Raw genomic sequence first — 18,448 nt, forward strand, 5'->3', positions numbered from 1 at the left:
GGGGGCTTTGGCCGTCTTTGGGACGGGATTTACTGGTTCAGCGAGGACGCCTGCTCATAGGCGGCGGTGAAGCCGTTCAGCGACATGTCGACCGCGACCTTCTGATCCGGGGCCAGCGCCGGGATGATGGTCACGACGCCCTTGGCGCCCGCCTTGAAGCGCTGGATGTCCTCGGCGGTGAAACCGACACGGGCGTAGCAGCCCACCGGCGCACAGAAGCTGTAGTCATAGCGCCGGGCCTGGCCGCCATCGACGGAGACCGCGAGCTTCTGGGTCAGCAGGGTTTCGAGCGGCACGACGAAGGTGCCCCCGGCCACCGCGCGGCCGCCGTTGTTGAGCTTGAAGATGCTGACCTCGGCGACGGAGGCACCGTTCTTGTCCTTCAGGAGCTGGTACATCTGGCAGACTTCGTCCTGGCCTTCGACCCGGAGGCACTGCAGGGACCAGTCGCCGAAGGTGTCCTTGATGTAGGTCTGCGGCTGGTTCGGATTGCCCTGCGACTCAGGTGTATCCTCCTCGCCGAGGTCGAGCGCACCGCCGATGTTGGTGCTGCCGGCCTGCGAATCCTGGGCCGGCTCGGCGGCCGGTTCCGTTGCGGTGTCCTGGGCCAATGCCGGCGCCGCACCGAGCGCGGCCAGAAGCGACAGAAGAAGAATGGGTCTTGTCATGGATGTCCTCTGAAATCCTCTTTCGGGTTACCCGTCGCTTAACACGTCAGCGCGGCAGTGTCAGGGTCGAAATACCTGACCTTCGCGAACCCGGGCCAAAAATTGCCGTGAACGGCGGGTCACAAACGGTTGAATAGGCTGTAAAATTTGAAAAGGGGCCGGTACGGCCCCTTTCCGTTTCACTCCCTGTCGGACTGGCCGACTTTTCATTGATCGGAACGCTACGAGAAGTCAAAGCGGCGGTCAACAGGGTTTTTTCACGGAATTTCTGCCGCAGCGCAGAAGGTTAACCGAATGTCGGTCCGGGCCGCCGTCCCCGGGGGCGCGTCTGCGCCGGATGCGAAAAAAGCCGCGCCCGGGGGCGCGGCCAGTCTGACAGGGAGGAAGTCTGTCCGGGATAGGAGAGGACATGTCATCCCGGACAGATAGACTATGGCATCAATTGGTTAAGGATGTATGTTCAGCCTTGGAATTATCGGGAGCGTAGCATGACGGACGGCATTTTCGTGGGCGGCGGCGGCCCGCAGTACGGGGAAAAGCAGCATCTGACCCTGAAATATGCCAACCGTCACGGCCTCGTGGCGGGCGCGACCGGGACCGGCAAGACGGTGACGTTGCAGATCCTCGCGGAAGGGTTCTGCAAAGCGGGCGTGCCGGTTTTCATGGCGGATGTGAAGGGCGATCTGTCGGGCATGGCCAAGGCCGGGGACCCGGCGGGCAAGCTGCACGGCCCGTTCATGGAGCGCTGTGCCACCATCGGTTTCGACGATTTCGGCTACGAGGCGTTTCCGGTGACCTTCTGGGACCTGTTCGGCGCGCAGGGTCACCCGGTGCGCACGACGGTTTCGGAGATGGGACCCTTGCTGCTGGCACGGCTGCTGGAGCTGAGCGAGGCGCAGGAGGGCGTTCTGAACATCGCCTTCCGCGTGGCGGATGAGGAAGGGCTGCCGCTGCTCGATCTGAGCGACCTGCAGGCGATGCTGGTCTGGGTCGGCGAAAATCGCGAGAGCCTGTCCCTGCGCTACGGCAACATCTCCACCGCCAGCGTCGGCGCGATCCAGCGGCGGCTTCTGGTGCTGGAAACCCAGGGCGGCACGGCGCTGTTCGGGGAGCCGGCGCTGGATCTGGCGGACCTGATGTACGTCGATGCCGAGGGGCGCGGGCGGGTCAACATCCTCGCCGCCGATACGCTGATGCAGAGCCCGCGGCTTTACGCGACCTTCCTGCTGTGGCTGCTCAGCGAGCTGTTCGAGGAACTGCCGGAGGTGGGCGATCCGGACAAGCCGAAGCTGGTGTTCTTCTTCGACGAGGCGCATCTGCTGTTCGACGGCGCGCCGAAGGCGCTGGTCGACAAGGTCGAGCAGGTGGCGCGGTTGATCCGGTCGAAGGGCGTCGGTGTCTATTTCATCACGCAGAGCCCGGACGACATCCCGGAGGACATCCTCGGTCAGCTGGGCAACCGGGTGCAGCACGCGCTCCGGGCGTTCACCGCGAGGGACCGCAAGGCGCTGAAACTGGCGGCGGAGACCTACCGCGAGAACCCGGCCTTCGACATCGAGGAGGCGATCCGCGAGGTCGGTGTCGGCGAGGCGGTGACCTCGATGCTGCAGAAGAAAGGCGTGCCGGGGATGGCGGAGCGGACGCTGATCCGCCCGCCGTCGTCGCAGCTTGGCCCGATTGACCCGGCGGAGCGCGGCGGGGTGCTGGGCGCCTCTGCCCTGCGCGGCAAGTACGACACAAGGCTGGACCGCGAGTCGGCCTTCGAGATGCTGAAGAAGCGTGCGGACGACGCGGCGCGGGCAGCGGAAGCGGCGGAGAAGGCCGAAGAGGAAGAGGAGGCGGCGGCGCGGGAGTACAACGCCGGGCGGCGCTACTCCGGCACGCAGGTCGGACGCTCCACGTCGAAGCCGGTGCGGCGGACGCGGGAGGAAAAGAGTTTCGGCGAGCAGATGCAGGACATGGTGGTCAAGGAACTGACCGGCACCACCGGGCGGCGCATCGTCCGCGGTATTCTGGGCGGGCTGTTCAAGGCGCGGTAAAAGCCGCTGACGGCTTTTGCCTTTTGGCTCAGCGGCGGAGCACCGGGGCCAGCGCGGCGATGAGCAGCGCCATGACCCCGATCAGCCCGAGCGAGACCCTGAGCGAGGTCAGCTCCGCGATGAAGCCGATGGTTGGCGGGCCCATCAGCATCGCGCCGTAGCCCAGGGTCGCCACCGAGGCGATGGCCTGACCCGGCGGCACATGCGGGTCGCGCGCGGCGCGGGAAAAGCCCAGCGGAATGACCGCCGCGTAACCGATGCCCATCAGGACGTAGCCCGCCAGCGCCGGAGTGAAGCCCGGCAGGCCGACGGCGAGCAGGTAGCCAGAGGCGGCGAAGAGGCCGCTGGCCCGGGCCACCTTCATCGGGCCGAAGCGGGTGATGAGCCCGTCGACGCAGAGCCGCATCGCGACCATGGTGGCGGAGAAAACGGCGTAGCCGAGCGCTGCCTGCGACTGGCTGGCGCCGATGACATCGTGCAGGTAGACCGCGCTCCAGTCCGCCGCTGCGCCCTCGCCGACCCCGGCGCAGAGCGCAATGACCCCCACCAGCACCAGCGGCCCGCGCGGCAGGGCGAAGATCGGGCCTTTCTTCCCGGGTGCGCTCCGCGCCGACTGCCAGGGGCTGCGCATCAGCGGGCCAAAGAGCAGGCCAGCGGCCAGGGCGGTCAGGGTGAAGTGCCACTCCAGCGGCAGCCCGGCCTTCGTCGCCAGCCAGCCGCCGCCCGCGCCGAGACCGGCCCCGAGGCTCCACATGGCGTGGAAGGAGGACATGATCGACTTGCCCGAGGCGCGTTCGACCTCTGCCGCCCAGCTGTTCATGGTGACATCCATCGCGCCGTGGCCGATCCCGAAGAGGAAGAGCGCAATGCCAAGCACGACGGTGCCGGGCGCGAAGCCGATCAGCAGAATGGAGGCAAGGTAGAGGGCGGCGAGGGCCACGGTCACCGGGTAGGCGCCGCGCCGGTCGGCCATGCTGCCCGCCAGCGGGAAGGAGATCAGCGCGCCGATGCCCATGACCAGCAGGAACAGCCCCAGGGTGGCGTCGCTCAGGGAGAACCGCTCGACCACCGCAGGCACGCGGGAGGCCCAGGCCCCGAGGAGGGAGCCGTTCAGCGCGAAGGTGGCGGAGACCGCGATGCGGGCGCGGGTCGAGTAGACGTCAGACATGGAGGACTTTCATCGGGCTTTGGGCATAAGGCCGGGTCTGTGGCTCCGGCGCGTCGGTGACGAGGCCGGTGAGCCGCCCGAGCGGGGCGACGTGATGGCGAGTGGTGCGGCCGAGCTTGGCGGCGATGGTGGGTATCCACGTCTCGTGCGCGGCGTCCAGCATGGCGCGTTTCACTTCCGCTTCATCGCCGTCGTCCGACGAGAGGCCGAAGTCCAGCGACAGCCCGCAGGCCCCGAGGAACGCACGGTCGGCGGCGATGGCTTCGACCTGCCGCACCGCGTCGTGGCCCACCGCGATGGCCCCGCCGGGCGAGAGGCGGCCGCCGATCATCCGCGTCGGGATGCCCTTGGCCAGCGTGACCTGGGCCACGGCAGGCGCAGGCGTGACGACGAGGGCCTGCGGGAGCGGTGGGAGCGCGTGGGCGAGGGCGAGCACGGTGGTGCCGCCGTCGAGCAGCAGCACCATGCCGTCCTCGATCAGCGGCAGGGTGGCGGCGACGATTCTCTGGCGCGCCTCGACATGCTCGCCCAGCCGCGCCAGCGTCGGCGGCGAGAGCCGCGCGACGGGCAGGGCGCCGCCACGGATGCAGCGGCCATAGCCCTGCGCTTCCAGTGCCTTGAGGTCCCGGCGGGCACTGTCGGTGGAGATGCCGAACTCCTCCGCAAGTCCGGCCAGCCGCAGGCTCTCACCCCGTTCGAGGCGTTGGCGCAGCAGGTCCTGCCTGGCCTCGGGGCTGTGGAGGGGGGGATCGGTGATCATGCGGCCTCTTGCGGTGTTTTGCGGCAAGTTGCGGCAATCTGCGGCAAAGTGCAAGCGGTATGGTGCGGATAAACCCGCCTCCGTCCTCGTCCCCTGAAACGGAAAACGCCCGGGTCGAAACCCGGGCGCTCGTGTTCGGTCAGGCTGGCAGGGCTCAGTTCGCCGCCAGTTCCTTCGGCAGGCGGAACGTCCAGACCATGCCACCCTGGTTCAGGTAGGAGACCTTCTTGGCCACTTCACCGCCCCAGAGCGGAACCGCGCCGCCCCAGCCGGAGACGATGGAGACATACTGCTCGCCGTCCTGCTCCCAGGTGATCGGCTGGCCGACGATGCCGGAGCCGGTCTGGAAGGACCAGAGCACCTCGCCGGTCTCGTCGTCGAGTGCCTTGAACTCACCTTCCGGGGTGCCGTAGAACACCAGGCCGCCAGCGGTGGTCATAACGCCGCCCCAGAGCGGAGCCTCGTTCTTGGCTTCCCACTTGATCTCCAGCGTGTCGGGGTCGATCGCCTTCAGAGAGCCGATGTGATCCTCGTAGTTCGGCTTGATGGTGAAGCCGGAGCCGAGGTAGGCCGCGCCCTTCTTGTAGGCGACCGGCTCGTTCCAGATGTCCATACCCCATTCGTTGGACGGCACGTAGAAGTTGCCGGTGCGCTGGGAGAAGGCCATCGGCATCCAGTTCTTGCCACCAAGGAAGGACGGGGAGGCGAAGACGACCTCACCCTTCGCACCATCGGCTGCCGCGGTCGGATCGCCCGGGCGGTTCTCTTCGTTGAAGATCGGGCGGCCGTTCTCGTCGATGCCCTTGGCCCAGGTGATGTCCTTCACGAAGGGCGTGGAGCCGACGTATTTGCCGTCCTCGGCGTTCAGCACGTAGAAGAAGCCGTTGCGGTCGGCGGTCGCGAGGCGCATCTGGCCGTCGCGGCTGTCGTAGGCAACCACTTCGTTCACGCCGTCATAGTCCCAGCCTTCGCGCGGAGTGGTCTGGAAGTGCCACTTGATCTCGCCGGTGGCCGGGTCGATACCGACGCGGGAGGCGGCATAGAGGTTGTCGCCGGTGCCGTCGTTCTTCTGGCCCGCGTCGCGCAGCCAGCTGTTCCACGGGGCCGGGTTGCCTGCGCCGAAGATCAGCGTATCGGTGCGGGCGTCATAAGAGCCGCCGAGCCAGGTCGCGCCGCCGCCGGTCTTCCACATGTCGCCCGGCCAGGTCGCATTGAGCGTGCCGGTCATGGTGGATTCCTGGCCGTTGAGCGTGCCCATGTGGCCTTCGATCATCGGACGGGTCCAGACGATCTCGCCGGTGTCGGCGTTGCGGGCCTGCACTTCGCCGACGATGCCGAATTCGCCGCCGGAGTTGCCGGTCACGACGAGACCGTTCACGATCAGCGGTGCGGCGGTGTAGGAGTAGCCCGCCTTGTAGTCGGCGATCTTGTCACGCCAGACGACGTCGCCGGTGTCCTTGTTCAGCGCGACGAGGGTCGCGTCGAGCGTGCCGAAGATGACCTTGTCGCCGTAGATCGCCGCACCGCGGTTGATCACGTCACAGCAGGGCAGAATGCCTTCGGGCAGGCGGGCGTCATACTGCCAGAGTTCCTTGCCGGTCTTCACGTCGATGGCATACATGCGGCTGTAGGAGCCGGTGATGTACATCACGCCGTCATAGACCAGCGGCTGGGTCTCCTGGCCGCGCTGCTTCTCGCCGCCAAGGGAGAAGGCCCATGCCGGAACGAGGTTCTTGACGTTGGTCTTGTTGAGGGTCTCCAGCGGCGAGTAGCGCTGCAGGTTGCGGCCCATGCCGTTGGTGACGACCTGGTTGGTCATGGTGGCGTCATTGGCCAGCATGTCCTCGGTCACCTGAGCCGACGCGCCGGATGCGGCGAGCAGGGCGATGGTGACGGCTGCGACGAATTTGTTCATGTGTCTCCTCCCGTGAACAAGCAGTGGTCTCCCGGAGCCGGACCAGTGTCCGACGGGGTCTTGCTGCCCAGAGCCTATAAGCAGATCACGCAACCGTGGTACGGGCCATAGGTCGTACGACTGTTCGGCACTTGACAGGAGGCGGGCGATTCGCGGCGTGTCGGAATCGCCCGGGGCGGGCGGCCCGGGCCAGGGCACGGGCCCTGCCGGGGCGGACGCTTACTGGCCGTCGATGGCGGTGTTGTCCTGCGGCGAGATCGACCCGAGGTAGGCGAGAATGAAGTCCTGCACCGTGCGGTCCTCGATGCCGACGTGGCGCATCTTGGTCCCCGGCATGAAGCCGTCGTTGTCCTCCATCCAGGCGCGCAGCGCCGCCGGGGTCCAGACGATGCCGGAGGCGGACAAGGCTATGGAATAGTCATAATCTTCCACCGATCCGGCGGCGCGATTGAGCACGTTCTCCAGCGGCGGCCCGTAGGACGGATCGGTGCTGTTCGGGGCGTGGCAGCGGCGGCATTCGCCGTCGAACAGGGTCTTTCCCGCGGTGACCTTGACCTCTTCGAAGGTGTCGGCAAGGGCCGGGGCCGCGCCCAGGAAAGCGGCCATCAGGAGGGGCAGGGTACGCATCGTCTTGATCCTTTCTTCAACCTGGCCGCACCCTGTACCCGAGGGGCGGCAATCTTGTTGATCCATGTCAACGGATGCGTGAGTCTGCCTTGTCCATTGGTCGTATATCGGGGCAAACTCGCCCTGATACTCTGAAAACAGAGATACTCTGGGAGGAGAGCCATGAGCTTCATGAGACTTCTGGGCAGCGCCGCAAGCGTGCTGGCCCTGACGGCAGGCGTGGCCTGGGCCGAGATGCCGGTGCTGCGTGCGGCCGTGCAGGAATCCGGAACGGTCAACTGGGAGTTGACCACCATCAAGGATAACGGCTTCGACACCGCGCACGGCTTCGAGCTTCAGGTGCAGGGCATGGCCGGCGGTCCGGCGGCGCAAGTGGCGTTCCAGGGCGGCGAGGCGGATGTGATCGTCTCGGACTGGCTCTGGGTGGCGCGACAGCGGTCTGAGGGCAAGGACTTCGTCTTCGTGCCCTACAGCCGCGCGGTTGGTGCGCTGATGGTCCCGGAGGGCAGCGCGGCAACGAGCCTTGCGGACCTCAAGGGCCAGAAGATCGGCATCGCCGGCGGACCGCTGGACAAGAGCTGGATCATCCTGCGGGCCTACGCACAGCAGGAATACGGCATGGACCTCGCCGCGGAGACGGAACAGGTTTTCGGCGCCCCGCCGCTGATTTTCAAGACCGGCGTCAGCGGAGAGCTGGGCGGCGCGATCAACTTCTGGCACTTCCTCGCCAAGATGGAAGCTGCGGGGATGAAACCGCTGGTGACCGTGGACGACGCGGCAATGGCGCTCGGCCTCGACCCGCAGACACCGCTGCTCGGCTATGTCTTCAAGGGCGAGATGCTGCGCGACCATCCGGAGCTGGTGCAGGGCATGGCGCAGGCATCGCGCGACGCTAAGGACCTCCTGAGCACCTCCGACGAGGCCTGGGAGGCGATCCGGCCGATCATGAACGCCCAGAGCGACGCGCAGTTCGACAAGCTGAAGGAAGGCTTTCGGGCCGGCATTCCCGCTCCGGGCCCGGTGGATGAGGTCGCGGCAGGCAAGATGCTGAAACTCATGGCGGATCTGGGCGGTGCCGATCTTGTCGGCACCGCGACGGAGCTGCCCGAGGGGCTGTTCGTGCAGCCCGGATCGTGATGGGCCTGACGCTGGTTCACGACCGCGATACACAGGCGGGCGACGTGGTCGCCCGCCTCGACCTGCCCGGCCTGTCGCTGGGGGGGCGGGCCGTGCTTGGAAAGGTCTCGCTGCACCTGCGGCGGGGCGAGACGCTGGCGCTCACCGGTCCGTCCGGAGCGGGCAAGACGACTCTGGTGCGCATTCTCGCGGGGCTGGAGACGCGGCACGAGGGCGACGTGATCGTGCCGGAGCGCATGGCCATGGTGTTCCAGGAGCCGACCCTGCTGCCCTGGCGGACCTTGCGGGACAACATCACCCTGACCACCGACCTTGCGGCCGAGGCGGCGGAGAAAATCCTTGCGGATGTTGGGCTTGCCGGGCGCGGCGGGGAATTTCCCGGCGTACTCAGCCTCGGTCAGCAACGCCGCATGGCGCTGGCCCGGGCCTTTGCGGCGGAGCCCGAGCTGCTCCTGATGGACGAGCCGTTCGTGTCGCTGGACGACGCCTTGGCGGGCGAGATGATGAGCCTTTTCGAGCGGCTCCGCGCCGCGCATCGGGTCACGACGCTGATGGTCACCCATTCCGCCAGCGAGGCGCGGCGACTGGCCACGCGGGTCCTGCGTCTGCAGGGATCACCCGCGACACTTGCGTGAAGAGCGCCGCGTAACGCGCTGATTTAACGCCGTTTCGAGATCATGCCTCGCGCCGGGTCATAACCCCAGAGCGCCAATGCCATGAACACCACCAACGCCAGTACCGTCCAGAGTAACGCCATGCCGTTCCACTGTGCATGCAGGGCGAAACGGATCAGTTCGACCGCGTGGGTGAAGGGGTTCACCGAGCAGATGTCGAACAGCAATTCCGAAGATTCTGCCATCTTCCAAAGGGGATAGAGGGCGGAGCTGAGAAAGAACATCGGGAAGATCACGAAGTTCATCACGCCCGCGAAATTTTCCAGCTGCTTGATGAAGCTGGAGATGGCGAGACCGAGTGCCCCGAGCATCAGCCCCGCGACCAGCATCGCCGGAAGCGCGGTCAGGTAGCCCAGCGGCGGGTGCGTGATGTCGAACAGCCAGGAGATGAAGAGGAAGGCGTAGCATTGCAGAATCCCGATGAACGTCGCTCCACAAAGCTTTGAAAACAGGAGGAAACCGCGCGGGAGAGGGGCGGTCAGCAGGAGCCGCATGGAGCCCATCTCGCGGTCATAGACCAGGCTGAGCGAGCTTTGCATGCCGTTGAACAGCAGGATCATGCCGCAAAGCCCCGGCACGATGTAGGTCTCGTAGGTGATGTAGGTCTGATAGGGCGGGATGATCGACAGGCCCAGCGCGGCGCGGAAACCGGCGGCGAAGACGAGGAGCCAGACCAACGGGCGCACCAGCGCCGCGAGGAAACGTTCGCGCTGGTGCAGGAACCGCAGCGCCTCGCGGGCGGTGATGGCGCGGAAGGCGGTGACATAGGCGTTCATGCCGGCACCTCGGTTTGCATGAGGAACCAGTCGGAAAGAGTTGATGTTCCGTGCAAATCCATCGACCGGCCTTTGGCTCGGATCTCGCCCTGGTGCAGGAGGACCAGATCATCGCCGGGTTTGACCTCGTCGGTCAGGTGAGTGGCCCAGAGCACGGTGAGACTGTCCTGTTCGGCAAGGTCGTGCAGGTGCTGCGTGATCGAGGCGCGGGCGGCGGCGTCGAGGCCGACGGTCGGCTCGTCCAGCAGCAGCACGCTTGGTCCATGCAGCAGGGCGCGGGCGATTTCCGTGCGGCGCCGGTGGCCGCCGTTGAGCGTGCGGGCTTTCTCCTGGGCGCGCTCGCGCATGGTCAACCGGTCCAGCGCGGCGTCGATGCGGGTTTCGGCCGCCTTGCCCGACAGACCGTGCAAGGCCGCGAAATAGCGCAGGTTCTGGCGGACCGACAGGTCGAGGTCGAGGGTCTGCTGTTGAAAGACGATGCCCATCTGCGCCAGCGCGGCGCGCGGGGTCCGGGCGAGGTCGTGTCCGGCGATGCGGATGGTGCCCTGCGACGAGGTGAAAAGCCGCGTCAGCAGGGCAAAGAGCGTGGACTTTCCCGCGCCGTTTGGACCGAGCAAAGCGGTGAAGCGTCCGGGCCGGGCGGTGAAGGAGACCGATTTCAGGGCCTGCTTCCTGCCATAGGCGTAACTGAGGTCCTGAATGTCGAGGCTCATGTCGTCCGAAGTCCTGTTTTCGAGCCATTGAGGCGCGGTGCGGCGGCAGGTGCAAGGGCGACTTGCGTCGCAAATCGGGCATTTGGTGCACGACAGGACCCCGGCAGGGTCATTTCCCGCACGATGGCGGTCAATTCGTGGGGCGATAGGCGGCGCCCCAGGGAAAGCGGCCGACCTTGATCGCCTTGATCGCCTTGCGCGACGCCACGTCGATGACGGAGACATCGCCCGAGACGCCATTGGTGGCGAAAAGCATCTTCTTGTCCGCGTTGAAGGCCATGTGCCAGACGCGGCGGCCGGTCAGGATGTAGTCTTCGACCTCGTAGGTGTCCGCATTGACCACGGCGATGTGGTTGGCGGGACCGAGGGCGACATAGGCGTATGTGTCATCGGCGCCGAGTTCGAATCCGACGGGCTGGATCTTGTCCGGGTGGATGTTCGGCAGGGCAAAGGTGATCTTGGCCTTCTCGGCCTGCGTCGCCACGTCGAAGACACTCACCGAGCCGCCGATCTCGGACGAAACCCAGAGTTCCGTGCCGTCCTTGACGAATTCCGCATGACGCGGGCGGCTGTCGACAAGGGTGTTGGCAAAGAGCTTCTGCGTCTGTGTGTCGATCCAATGCGCCATGTTGGTCGTCTCGGAGGTGGTGATGGCGATCTTGCCATCCGGCGAGACGGCCATGCCCTCGGGCTCGATGCCGACGTCGATCTGGGCAACCACGGTGCGGCTGACGGTATCGACGACGGTGGTGATCGCGTCGTTCTCGTTGGCGATGTAGAGGTGCCGGTTGTCCGGGTGCAGGGCGAACTGCTCCGGGTCCTCGCCGGAGGGCAGATCGTGCAGGATCTCGCCGGTCGCGGGGTCCATGACCTGCACCGCGTCGCTGTCCGAGGCGCAGATGTAGACGACGGAGTAGTCGTGGCTGAAGGTGATGCCACGCGGACGCTCGCCGGTTTCGATGGTGCGCGTCACCTCCAGGGTGTCCACGTCGATAACGGAGATGGTGTTGTCCTTCTCGTTGGTCACCCAGATTTCATCGGCAAGCGCGGGCGCGGCAAGGATCAGGGCGAGTGCGGTGCTGGTCAGGAGGGGTTTCATGCGGATTTCCTTGTGGCGGATGCGGGACCGAGGGACTCTGTCCCCCGCACTCCCTGAGCTATGGTCGGACCAAAGAAGAGCGGATGCTCTGCCTTGGGTTCAGTCGAAGGCGGTGCAGGCGCTCTCCGGGGCGTCGAGGCCGAGACTGTCGAGTTCGTTGCGCTGGTGCAGGAAACCTTCGAGCGGGGCCTGCGCCACGACCGCGCCGCGGTGCGTGAGCGGGATGGGCTGGCGCAGCTGGCCATTCCAGGTGCGGAAGGTCAGGGGCGCGCCCTTGAAGCCGCCAAGCTCGAAATCGGGGCCGAGCATGTAGTTGCGCAGAGTGGGCGCGTCGGTGGCCCCGGTGCGGGTGACGGCCTCTCCGATCGCACGCAAGGCGGCCCAGGCGGCGTAATCGGTGGGGGCCATGTCCCGGCCGGCGAGGTCGTGAAAGCGCGATTGCAGCTGTGCCGCGCCATGCTGCTCGACGACGTTCGACCAGCCCGTGGCGGTGAGCCCCTCGGCCCCGGCGGTGGGACGCGGCAGCCAGGTGTTCCAGGGGACGTAGCGGGCGAAGTCGTTGCGGTCGTCCGCGAGCAGGAGGACATCGTAATCACCGAGGTCCTGGGTGAAGAGCGGCACCTCGGCGCTGGCGCTGCGGCGCATGTCGGCGTCGAAGGCCCAGGTCTTGCGGGCGCCGATCTTCAGGCCGAACTTGGTGGCGGAGCGCTGCAGTGCCGCGGCCTCCTCCGCGTCGCCCGGCCCGGTCCCTTCGATGAGGGCGATGTCGGTCCAGCGCCGGTAGAGCAGGAACTGCATGAGCGCGTCGGAGAGCATGGCGCGGGAGGCGGCGGTATGCAGGATATTGGCGCGGCAGTCCGTGTCGCGCAGGGCCGGGTCCTTCTCCGACACGTTGAAGAGGAGCGCGTCCGCCGCCTCCGGCAGGTCGGCGGCGGCGAGCAGCGCGGCGGCGGGCGCATCGAGCAGCAGCAGATCGGTCTGCGCCAGCGCGGCGCGCACCGCAGCAGGGAAATCGCCATCGGGGGGCAGGGATGTGGTGTCCAGAGTCCAGGTCTGGCCGAGGAACCGTCCGGTCGTGGCATTGTCCGCGAGGGCGAGTTCGGCACCGCTGAGCCCGAGATCCGGCGGCACCGGATCGAGGTTCGACAGGGTCGGCGGCTGCGGCACCTCCAGCCTGAGGTAATGCACGGCGATGTCGGCGGCATGGGCCGCCGGAGCGGCAGCCATGGCTGCGCAGAACGCCAGTGCGGCGAGTGACTTCGGCATGACTTGTCCTCCCGGGCCGACTTTATGAGAGGGCAGGGCAGGAACAATACGACCAAGGTGTCACAGCATCCGGCCCGCCGCGCCACGAAAGTCCAATAGAGCCGTGCGGGGCCATCGCCTACACCCTAGGGCAACGCGAACGGAAAGACTGTCCGGAGGAGGATACTGATGCGGAACGCAACCCTGAACACGGCGCTGGCCACCCTGCTGGCTGGCCTGATCCTGAGCCCTGCCGCCGTTTTGGCCCATGGCGATGTCGCGCCGCAAGCGGTGGATACCACGGGTCTGCCGGAGAACGGTGACGAATGGCTGACCGAGAACCCCTACCGCGCCGAGGCGGCCGGTGAGGAGGTCTGGCAGAAGGCGGTGGAGATCGGCGCCTCCGGCTACAACCAGAACTGCGCGCGCTGCCACGGGCTGGAGGTAATCTCTGGCGGTCTCGCCCCCGACCTGCGCTTCCTGGAGGCGGAGGAATATGGCGACGAGTGGTTCGCGGAACGCTTCCGCGACGGCTACACCCAGAACGGGATCACCAAGATGCCGGCCTTTGGCGAGCTTCTGGGACAGGACGCGGCCTGGGCGATCCGGACCTACATCGAAACCCGGCCCGACGATGCCAGCATGGAAGAGGTATCGGGCGAGCTGATGGGCCTTCGCGACCAGCTGGCCGCCCTGGCCGAGGACCCCTCGGGGGCGGACAGCGACGCGCTGAAGGCGCGGCTGACCGAGATCGCGGGCGGCATCGAGACGCTGTCGGGTGCGCCGGTCGCGGACAGCGCGGCGAGCCGCGCGGCGCGGCTGATCGACGGCACGCCTGTGGGCTTCCGCCATGCAGCCGAGGCCTTGACCATCGGGCTTTCTGCGGCACACTGAGCGAGGGGCAGGGTGCCGGACCCGATCCGGCACCCGCCACCTGACCGGAACGAACCAGGCTGCGGGGAGGCAGGACATGGCGAGACGGGCGATTGCGGCGATCTGTGCCGCGTTGGGGTTGGCCATGGCGGTGACCGTCGCGGGTCCGGCCCGGGCCGAGGACCCTTGTGCCGATTACGTCCCGGAACCGAAGCCGCAGAATGCCGGTCGGGACATCGTCGGGCAGGATCTGGACCAGATCCGCGAGCGCGGCTACCTGAGCGTTGCGGTCTATGACGATTATTCGCCCTACAGCTGGGAAGAGAACGGCACGGTGCGCGGGATCGACGTCGATATCGCGCGGCTCATCGCCGAGGATATGGGGGTCGAGGCGCGGGTGCACGTCGTGGCGGCGGGCGAGAACCTCGAAGCCGACCTGCGCAACAACATCTGGAAGGGGCCGGTTGTCGGCGGTGCTGTGAGCAACGTGATGATGCGCATTCCCTATGACTCCCGTTTCCGCTGCCGGGTGGAGCAGGTGGTCTTCGGCGCGCTCTACCAGGAAGAAAGCATCGCCATTGCCTACCGCTTGTCCGACTACCCGGACGGCGGGCCGGTCCCGGCCTATTTCCGCTTCGACAGTGTCGCGGTGGAGAACGACTCGATCTCCGATTTCTACCTGACCAGCTTTGCGGGCGGGCAGACGGCGGCGGGCGTGCGGCGCTATCCGACGATGCAGGCCGCCATGGCGGCGCTGAACGCGGGCGAGACCATGGCCGCCATGGGTCCGCGTGCGCAACTGGAGTTTTTCGCCGGGGAGGGTGTGGCCATCCACGAGCCCCCCCTTGCGGGATTGGCGAAGAGCCACTGGCCGCTGGGAACGGCGGTGCATTTTGCCTATCGGGACGTCTCCTATGCCGTCGAGGACGCCATCACGGCGGCGCTCGGCGACGGGCGGATCGCGGGCATCTTCGAATCTTATGGTTTGACCCACCAGCCGCCGCAATGGTGAGATGGCGGCGCGGGTCTAGGCCATTGGTCTAATATGCCAGTACGGGCAATCCTGCCTAGGCTGGCACCGAAAAAGAGGAACACCCCAATGCAGATGAGCGATTCCCGACAGATAGGCGCGCCGCAGGACGTGGTCTGGGCCGCGATCCTGAACCCCGATGTGCTCAAGGAATGCGTGCCGGGCTGCACCGAGATGTCGGGCAGCGCCGAGGAGGGCTTCGAGGCGACGGTGGTGCAGAAGGTCGGCCCGGTGAAGGCAACCTTCAAGGGGCAGGTGACCCTGTCGGACATGGACGCGCCGAACAAGGTCACGCTCTCGGGTGAGGGCAAGGGCGGCGCGGCCGGTTTTGCCAAGGGCGGCGCGGTTGTGACGCTGGCTCCGGGCGAGAACGGCGGCACGCTCCTGACCTACGAGGTCGAGGCCAATGTCGGTGGCAAGCTGGCGCAGCTGGGCAGCCGGATCATCGACGGCTTTGCCAAGAAGATGGCGGACCAGTTCTTCACCAATTTCCAGCAGGCCGTGGAAGGGCCTTCGGACGAGGCGAATGCCGAGGCCGGGGACGGCGGCGAAGGCAAGAAGAAGGGTTGGTTCAAGCGGCTGGTGTCCTGACCACCGGGCCGCGTGACAAGCTGACCATCAGGCCCCGGACCCGCTCCGGGGCGCGTATCGAACGGATTTCCAGGGAGGAACGATATGGCAGAAGTAACTATGACGGTGAACGGCAAACCCGTCACCAAGTCGGTCAAGGGCAATACGCTCCTGGTCGAATTCCTGCGTGAGGAGCTGCGGCTCACCGGCACCCATGTCGGTTGTGACACGTCCCAGTGCGGCGCCTGCGTGGTGCATGTGGACGGCAAGGACGTGAAGTCCTGCACCATGTTCGCCGCCGAGGCGGATGGCGCGTCGGTCACCACCATCGAGGGCATCGCCAACAAGGACGGCTCGCTGAGCGCGGTTCAGGCGGCCTTCCAGGAGCATCACGGCCTGCAGTGCGGCTTCTGCACCCCGGGAATGGTGATGACGGCAACGGCGCTGCTCAAGGAGAACCCGAAGCCGACCGAGGCGGAAGTCCGCGATTACCTCGAAGGCAACATCTGCCGCTGCACCGGCTACCACAACATCGTGAAAGCCATCCTGGCCGCGTCCGGCCAGGACGTGAGCGCCATCGCCGCAGAGTGAATTTGGCCGGTGGGCGCGGGGCATAGCCCCGCCCTACGGACCGACATCAAGTAGGGCGGGGCTGAGCCCCGCATTCCCCAAGGGAGGAAACAGAACATGCCCAAGGATCATGGCATTGGCGCAAGCCCGAAGCGGCGCGAGGACGTCCGCTTCCTGACCGGCGCCGGCAATTATACCGACGACATCAACGTCTACGGTCAGACCTACGTGCATTTCCTGCGCTCCGACGTCGCGCATGGCACGATCAACAGCATCGATACCAGCGCCGCCGAGGGCATGCCGGGTGTGGTGCGGATCTTCACCGGCGCGGATTTCGAAGGCGTGGGCGGTCTGCCCTGCGGCTGGCAGGTGACGGACAAGCATGGCGAGGCCATGAAGGAGCCGGGGCACCCGGTTCTGGCCCGCGGCAAGGTCCGTCACGTCGGTGATCCGATCGCCGCCGTCGTCGCCGAAAGCCTCGAAGAGGCGCGCAACGCCGCCGAGGCCATCGTGGCGGACATCACCGAACTTCCCGCCGTGGTCGACATGAAGGCCGCGCTGGCCGATGGGGCCGCCAAGGTTCACGACGAGCTGAGCGACAACCTCTGCTACGACTGGCAGTTCGGCACCGACACCGACACCGTGAATGCCGCCTTCGAGGCCGCCGCGCATGTCACCACACTGGAGCTGAAGAACAACCGCCTGGTCGCGAACCCGATGGAGCCGCGCGTTGCGCTTGGCGACTACTCCCGCGCCAATGACGAGAGCACGCTCTACACCACTTCGCAGAACCCGCACGTCATCCGCCTGCTGATGGGCGCCTTCGTTCTCGGCATTCCCGAGCACAAGCTCAAGGTGGTGGCACCGGACGTCGGCGGCGGCTTCGGCACGAAGATCTTCCACTATGCGGAAGAGGCCTTCGTCACCTTTGCCTCGCGGCAGATCAACCGTCCGGTGAAATGGACCTCGACCCGCTCCGAAGCCTTCATGTCGGACGCGCATGGCCGCGATCACGTCACGAAGATCGAGCTGGCGCTGGATGCGGACAACAACTTCACCGCGCTCCGCACCGACACCTACGCCAACATGGGCGCGTATCTGTCGACCTTCGCCTCTTCCGTGCCGACCTGGCTGCACGGCACGCTGATGGCGGGCAACTACAAGACCCCGGCGGTTCAGGTGAACGTCAAGGCCGTCTTCACCAACACCGTGCCGGTGGACGCCTACCGCGGTGCGGGCCGTCCGGAGGCGACCTTCTCGCTCGAGCGCCTGATCGACAAGGCCGCTCGGGAACTGGACGTGGATCCGATCGCCCTGCGCCGTCAGAACTTCATCACGCAATTCCCCTATGCCACCCCGGTGGCGGTGGAATACGACACCGGCAACTACCATGCGACCATGGACACGCTGGAGAAGATGATTGACCGCCAGGGCTTTGCCGCCCGCCGCGCCGAGAGCGAGAAGAAGGGCAAGCTGCGCGGACTTGGCATCAACTGCTACATCGAGGCCTGCGGCATCGCGCCGTCGAACCTCGTGGGCCAGCTTGGCGCCCGCGCCGGTCTCTATGACGCGGCCACCGTGCGTGTGAACGCCACCGGCTCCATCTCCGTGATGGTCGGCGCCCACTCCCACGGCCAGGGCCACGAGACGGTCTTCCCGCAGGTCGTCGCCGAAATGCTCGGCATCGACGAGGGCATGATCGACATCGTTCACGGCGACACGTCGAAGATCCCCTTCGGCATGGGCACCTACGGCTCGCGCTCGCTCGCGGTCTGCGGCTCCGCCATGGTTCGCGCCACGGAGAAGATCATCAACAAGGCCAAGAAGATCGCAGCCCACCTGCTCGAAGCGTCGGATGCCGACATCGAGCTGAAGGACGGCAAGTTCTCGGTCGCCGGTACGGACAAGTCCGTGGCCTGGGGCGATGTGACCCTCGCCGCCTATGTGCCGCACAACTACCCGCTCGAAGACATCGAGCCGGGCCTCGAAGAGACGGCCTTCTACGATCCGGCCAACTTCACCTACCCGTCGGGCGCCTATGCCTGCGAGGTCGAGGTGGACCCGGAGACCGGCAAGGTCGAGGTTCTGGCCTTCGCGGCGGCGGATGACTTCGGCAACGTGGTCAACCCGATGATCGTCGAGGGGCAGGTCCATGGCGGTCTGGCACAGGGCATCGGGCAGGCGCTGCTCGAGAACTGCGCCTACGACGAGAACGGCCAGCTTCTGAGCGCGTCCTACATGGACTACGCCATGCCGCGTGCGGATGACGTTCCGTTCTACAAGGTCGACCACTCCAACGTGACGCCCTGCACGCACAACCCGCTGGGTGTGAAAGGCTGCGGCGAGGCCGGGGCCATCGGCTCCCCGCCCGCGCTGGTCAACGCGGTGCTGGACGCGCTGAACGCCGGTGGGCACAGTGTGGCGCATATCGACATGCCGCTGAGCCCGTCGCGCGTCTGGTCGGCGATCAACGGCTGATGATGACTGAACGTGGGGGGGGGGGGGGGCCCCCCCCCCCCCCCCCGGGGGGGGGGCCCGGACAGAGGGGGGGGGGCGGGGGGGGGGGGGTGGGGGGGGAGAGCCA

17 protein-coding genes are annotated in these 18,448 nt (G+C 66.7%); 8 read left to right on the top strand and 9 right to left on the bottom strand.

The genetic code is table 11. The annotated features are described in order from the left end of the window. Positions 1-29: 29 nt before the first annotated feature. Positions 30-668 (bottom strand): invasion associated locus B family protein, encoded by a 639-nt coding sequence (locus ACP159_RS15830; protein ID WP_425100680.1) that lies wholly within the window; start codon positions 666-668, stop codon positions 30-32. A gap of 488 nt (positions 669-1,156) precedes the next feature. On the opposite strand from ACP159_RS15830, the gene ACP159_RS15835 reads away from it, so the two are divergent. Beyond that, entirely contained in the window at positions 1,157-2,707 is a 1,551-nt protein-coding gene (locus tag ACP159_RS15835; RefSeq protein ID WP_425100681.1) for a helicase HerA-like domain-containing protein, read from the top strand. Positions 2,708-2,735: 28 nt separating this feature from the next. On the opposite strand, the gene ACP159_RS15840 is transcribed toward ACP159_RS15835, so the two are convergent. The 4 genes from ACP159_RS15840 to ACP159_RS15855 form a co-directional block, all read right to left on the bottom strand. Further along, positions 2,736-3,875 carry an MFS transporter gene (locus ACP159_RS15840; RefSeq protein WP_425100682.1) on the bottom strand — a complete coding sequence of 380 codons (1,140 nt, stop codon included), beginning with the start codon at positions 3,873-3,875 and terminating at the stop codon, positions 2,736-2,738. Continuing rightward, positions 3,868-4,635 carry a DeoR/GlpR family DNA-binding transcription regulator gene (locus ACP159_RS15845; protein WP_425100683.1) on the bottom strand — a complete coding sequence of 256 codons (768 nt, stop codon included), beginning with the start codon at positions 4,633-4,635 and terminating at the stop codon, positions 3,868-3,870. Before ACP159_RS15845 ends, ACP159_RS15840 begins: the two co-directional genes overlap by 8 nt. A 154-nt stretch (positions 4,636-4,789) precedes the next feature. Beyond that, on the bottom strand, positions 4,790-6,550 hold the full coding sequence (locus ACP159_RS15850) for a PQQ-dependent methanol/ethanol family dehydrogenase (RefSeq protein WP_425100684.1): 1,761 nt from the start codon (positions 6,548-6,550) through the stop codon (positions 4,790-4,792). A 219-nt stretch (positions 6,551-6,769) separates the two neighbouring features. Continuing rightward, complete coding sequence (locus ACP159_RS15855) at positions 6,770-7,177, bottom strand: c-type cytochrome (protein WP_425100685.1); 408 nt, start codon at positions 7,175-7,177, stop codon at positions 6,770-6,772. A gap of 162 nt (positions 7,178-7,339) precedes the next feature. Between ACP159_RS15855 and ACP159_RS15860 the strand changes: the two genes are divergently transcribed. Together ACP159_RS15860 and ACP159_RS15865 are read left to right on the top strand one after the other, a co-directional pair. Continuing rightward, positions 7,340-8,314 carry an ABC transporter substrate-binding protein gene (locus ACP159_RS15860; RefSeq protein WP_425100686.1) on the top strand — a complete coding sequence of 325 codons (975 nt, stop codon included), beginning with the start codon at positions 7,340-7,342 and terminating at the stop codon, positions 8,312-8,314. Beyond that, positions 8,314-8,949, top strand: coding sequence for an ABC transporter ATP-binding protein (locus ACP159_RS15865; RefSeq protein WP_425100687.1), 636 nt, complete (start codon positions 8,314-8,316; stop codon positions 8,947-8,949). Before ACP159_RS15860 ends, ACP159_RS15865 begins: the two co-directional genes overlap by 1 nt. 23 nt (positions 8,950-8,972) lie before the next feature. Here ACP159_RS15865 and ACP159_RS15870 read toward each other — a convergent pair whose 3' ends face one another. The 4 genes from ACP159_RS15870 to ACP159_RS15885 all read right to left on the bottom strand — a co-directional run bounded on the left by ACP159_RS15870 (position 8,973) and on the right by ACP159_RS15885 (position 12,842). After that, positions 8,973-9,764 carry an ABC transporter permease gene (locus ACP159_RS15870; RefSeq protein WP_425100688.1) on the bottom strand — a complete coding sequence of 264 codons (792 nt, stop codon included), beginning with the start codon at positions 9,762-9,764 and terminating at the stop codon, positions 8,973-8,975. Beyond that, on the bottom strand, positions 9,761-10,477 hold the full coding sequence (locus ACP159_RS15875; RefSeq protein WP_425100689.1) for an ABC transporter ATP-binding protein: 717 nt from the start codon (positions 10,475-10,477) through the stop codon (positions 9,761-9,763). Before ACP159_RS15875 ends, ACP159_RS15870 begins: the two co-directional genes overlap by 4 nt. 130 nt (positions 10,478-10,607) lie before the next feature. Further along, complete coding sequence (locus ACP159_RS15880; RefSeq protein ID WP_425100690.1) at positions 10,608-11,576, bottom strand: YVTN family beta-propeller repeat protein; 969 nt, start codon at positions 11,574-11,576, stop codon at positions 10,608-10,610. A gap of 99 nt (positions 11,577-11,675) precedes the next feature. Beyond that, positions 11,676-12,842, bottom strand: coding sequence for an ABC transporter substrate-binding protein (locus ACP159_RS15885; protein ID WP_425100691.1), 1,167 nt, complete (start codon positions 12,840-12,842; stop codon positions 11,676-11,678). A gap of 168 nt (positions 12,843-13,010) precedes the next feature. On the opposite strand from ACP159_RS15885, the gene pedF reads away from it, so the two are divergent. The 5 genes from pedF to ACP159_RS15910 all read left to right on the top strand — a co-directional run bounded on the left by pedF (position 13,011) and on the right by ACP159_RS15910 (position 18,342). Next, entirely contained in the window at positions 13,011-13,715 is a 705-nt protein-coding gene (gene pedF, locus ACP159_RS15890; protein ID WP_425100692.1) for a cytochrome c-550 PedF, read from the top strand. Between the two features lie 76 nt (positions 13,716-13,791). Then, positions 13,792-14,706, top strand: coding sequence for a substrate-binding periplasmic protein (locus ACP159_RS15895; protein ID WP_425100693.1), 915 nt, complete (start codon positions 13,792-13,794; stop codon positions 14,704-14,706). A gap of 87 nt (positions 14,707-14,793) precedes the next feature. Further along, complete coding sequence (locus ACP159_RS15900) at positions 14,794-15,315, top strand: CoxG family protein (protein WP_425100694.1); 522 nt, start codon at positions 14,794-14,796, stop codon at positions 15,313-15,315. A gap of 84 nt (positions 15,316-15,399) precedes the next feature. Next, a complete protein-coding gene (locus ACP159_RS15905; protein WP_425100695.1) occupies positions 15,400-15,885 on the top strand; it encodes a (2Fe-2S)-binding protein in 486 nt (161 codons plus the stop codon). A 96-nt stretch (positions 15,886-15,981) separates the two neighbouring features. Further along, on the top strand, positions 15,982-18,342 hold the full coding sequence (locus ACP159_RS15910; RefSeq protein WP_425100696.1) for a xanthine dehydrogenase family protein molybdopterin-binding subunit: 2,361 nt from the start codon (positions 15,982-15,984) through the stop codon (positions 18,340-18,342). Positions 18,343-18,448: the final 106 nt, after the last annotated feature.

It is taken from the genome of Tropicibacter sp. S64 (assembly GCF_049803835.1).
Lineage (GTDB): Bacteria > Pseudomonadota > Alphaproteobacteria > Rhodobacterales > Rhodobacteraceae > Pacificoceanicola.